Origin of the sequence: Pseudoselenomonas ruminantium (genome assembly GCF_900142515.1) — a bacterium.
GTDB lineage: Bacteria > Bacillota > Negativicutes > Selenomonadales > Selenomonadaceae > Selenomonas_A > Selenomonas_A ruminantium_D.
This window is the reverse complement of record NZ_FRBC01000054.1, coordinates 1-3,211: the sequence shown is the minus strand read 5'-3', so window position 1 is coordinate 3,211 and position 3,211 is coordinate 1. Positions and strand designations below refer to the sequence as shown.

Genomic DNA, 3,211 nt, shown 5'->3' with positions numbered 1-3,211 from the left:
GAATTCTATTTTGGTTGCTTCGCTGCGTAGGATAACTCTGTTCACTGACACTCTTAAAATTTTAGAATGTGGTCTTGACAAGGGGCCCATTATAAACTGCCATCGGACTAACCTGTTTATCATCACCAACAATGATAAGTTTCTTGCCCATATAGAGGATTGCCAATGATGAGATATCTGACTGGCTAGCCTCATCTACGATAACGACATCAAAGATATTCTTGGCTGGATTCAGGTTCTCCATAGCCTTATGGATAGGCATAATCCACGCGGGAACGGCATTTTGGCATTTCCCAATCAACTTCCTTGCCTCAGCCTTCAGTTTAGGAGCTCTCTTACCGGTTCCTTTACCGATTTTCTTAACCAAAGCTCGCCAGCCCTGCAATGCCTGCTGTAAGTCCAAATCCGCTTCTGTCTTCAAAAGCAGTCGGTACCATCCAGATTTCTCTGCATATTCGGCTGTAATCTTCCGATAAGCCTTACTCAGTCTCCTGCTCTCCGCCTGATATTCACTGAGCGGAGTCAAGGTAATCTCCTCAATGAGCATAGACAGCTGACGCCATTTCCAAGCATCCATGATATCACTGCGCACCAAAGATTCACCATGAATACCTTCATGGGTATTGATAGCCTCTGCCCAATCCGGAGCATACGGACGCAACCGCTTCAGATAATCGTTGCGCTTAAACAATACATTATATTTATCATAGACTGTAACCAATTGACCTAAAGACGATCCGTAGCGTTCAATGTCCCTAGCGGTTATGGCATGATATATATTTTGCAGAATATCGCTATTCACACGGTTGTCCTTCGTCACAATCTGTGACAGCTGTTCCAGCTTCTCTTTATATTCTGCTAAGGACCAGACATCCATGCACACATCACAGCATAATAGAATGGTTTCATCGATAGCTTTCAATCGTTTGGTCAGCGCAGTTTGGTCTGAATCGAGTTCTGAAATTCCACACACATCATATTCAGGGAAGCCGACATTCTTCAGTAATTTACTAAAAGCGGCATAATCTGTGATAGTCCAATTCAGATATCTGCTGATTGAATTTGTATACTGGCTGGCAGCTCGTTCCGGCTGTGGCCCCAACATATTAAACTCCGAAACACCATACGGTACCAGGAGTTCATTCCAAAAATTGTTACAAATATTCCGTGCAGCACGAAGTTCGATCGTCAAAATTGCCAATTCACAGTCTTCACTAGATGACGGAACCTTTCCCGACACCCTTACCGATTTCAATGCCTTGTCACAAGTCTTATGCAAAATAGAGAACATAAAGGGAAGCTTACCATTCTCGTCAAAATATCCCTTCGCTTCCTTTAGTGGTTCTAATAAGTCATCTGCAAATATGCCTTCGGCAAAAACTACGCTCTTACCTAAACCTTTACCTGCTAATCTGGCACTTAAGTCATTGGTCACATTAATTTGCTGGATAAGGCTTTCCCAACGATTTCTAAAACCTCCACCAGCTTTGCCATCAACTACAACCGCCTGCTGCCAAGGTTTGATTTCTCCATACTGGCTACAGTAATCTTTCAGTGCCTTAAGAGACTCCTTGTTTGGATAATCAATAGAAAAACCCCGACCAAACAGCTGAAATTGAATGGATTGTTGTTCTACCGAAGCTTTAACGCACAGCTTTCCTCCTCTATTGATAGATTCAATATGAGCTTCTACATTTGCTAATTGCCGGCATAGCTCTTCAAACTCTGTTACCGTCAGTAATTCATCCGGCGAAGGCAAATCATAGCTTAATTCTGTAGCATCCGTATCTGTTATGATTTCGTTACTACGGTATAGCTCAACCAGCTCATCATAAGTCAGTGGTAGGGCAGAATCGACCTTAACAGTTCCAGGAATATAATCCAGCTTTTCCTGATTCATAGCCACATATTTCGCAGCCTCAGTCGGAGTAAGACTTTCTCCTTGATATGTAATGGACGCACATTCTTTCTGGATGCTCATGAAAATCCTTTTTCTGACGTTTGCCAGTCCAGCGATGATGCTTTTGCGTTCCTCACCAATGGTCTCCATTTCCTTTTTGATACTGCTTGAGGAATACTGCGACATGAAGCTTGTGATACCTTCAACAGAGGTCTCCATGTCTTTATTGGAATCATCAAGTAAAGAGACACAAAGACTCTGCAGGCCTGGCGCTATTTTATCTTTCAGGACATCCAGTGCCTTTGTTGTATGACTGGTAACAAGCACACTCTTCCCCTGAGCTATGAAATGCCCCAACAGATTGGCAATAGTATGTGTCTTACCTGTGCCAGGAGGCCCTTGAACCAAGACTGCATTATAGTTCTCTATACGCTGAGCAATCTCCAGCTGCTCGCGATTAGCTTCTTTGCTAAGCAGTACATCAACACTTTCGCCGCCTACCATTGCCAGTTGTTCTTCGATGGAATATTCCTTTTCCTCAGGAGGTACATCCGCTTTGCCACCGCTAACAAGATCAATCAATGTCTTCGGAATTTCGACGCCGGACTCAATAGCTTCGGTAATTTTCTCAATCGCTCTGACAGTTCCATCCTGTCGTTTTCGGATAATAAAACAGGGTGCATTGTAAAGGAGAAAACGATTATGCTGTTTCCAGTCATCCGGGACACCATTGTCCGAATAAAGGCTGTCCGATGACAGCTGGCGTATCAAAACCTTCAAAAATCCTGGCGTATCATTACGATCCAATGGATGATAGTCATTTTCCACTAGTGTTTCCTGTAAAGAATTAAGTTCCTGCAAATTTACAGCATTCAGTGCCTTCAACACATCCGTATAAAGCTCAGGCTCAACATCCGTATCCTTGATAAATACGGTATTACTATCTGCATCAAAACCAAATTTAACACGACGTGTCAAAATAGGATGACACACTGCTAAATTCAACGCATCGCAAAAAATTCCATTTGCCAAAATGACTTCTTCAGATTCACCATCACGTTTCATGGCATAGTATTCACTATAAATCTTGTCAAAGATGATGCGAGTTCTATCGATACGCTCTTGATCTGCTACCCATGGATTACGAATTTCAGCCCATTTTTTAGCATCTTGAACCCTGTTGGAATCTTCGTCAAAGGTTATAGTTTTTTCAATCTCTATAATGGGCCCATGAATTCAGACCAGTACTGAAAATTTTAAGAGTGCATGATATAGTATAGGTAACGAAAATTGGAGGTTGCCATCATGCCA

1 protein-coding gene is annotated in these 3,211 nt (G+C 42.5%); it reads right to left on the bottom strand.

Translation table 11 applies throughout. The features are described 5' to 3' along the window. Window positions 1-61 precede the first annotated feature (61 nt). Window positions 62-2,965, bottom strand: coding sequence for an AAA domain-containing protein (locus BUB68_RS14785; RefSeq protein WP_073093055.1), 2,904 nt, complete (start codon window positions 2,963-2,965; stop codon window positions 62-64). Between the last annotated feature and the right edge of the window lie 246 nt (window positions 2,966-3,211).